This window comes from Brachyspira pilosicoli (assembly GCF_019402445.1).
GTDB lineage: Bacteria > Spirochaetota > Brachyspiria > Brachyspirales > Brachyspiraceae > Brachyspira > Brachyspira pilosicoli_B.
The window spans coordinates 1-274 of the sequence record NZ_SRZM01000426.1; the positions used below are offsets into that span (position 1 = coordinate 1).

The following is a 274-nucleotide window of genomic DNA, read 5'->3' on the forward strand; positions in this document are numbered from 1 at the left end:
ATTTTATAGCTTTATATAAAAAGTAAAATAATATATCACTCTTATCTTGCCATATATTAGAATATTTTGAGGTTATATAATTTGCTATCGGAGAGTTATGACCTAAAGTTTGTATATTAAAATATGGCGGATTGCCTATCACCACATCGAAGCCGCCGCCTTTAAAAATGCTTTTAAACTCTTCCTCCCAATCAAAGCAGTTTATTTTATATAAAGTGGCATCGTCCAAATCTAAATGGCTCTCGTAAAAATCATTACCTATCAAGCTGTTACC

Annotated in this window: 1 protein-coding gene; it reads right to left on the reverse strand. The window is 31.4% G+C overall.

Translation table 11 applies throughout. The annotated features are described in order from the left end of the window. Positions 1-274, reverse strand: a 274-nt coding sequence (locus tag E6A48_RS11615; protein WP_219710467.1) for an Eco57I restriction-modification methylase domain-containing protein, incomplete at both ends; no start/stop codon positions are given.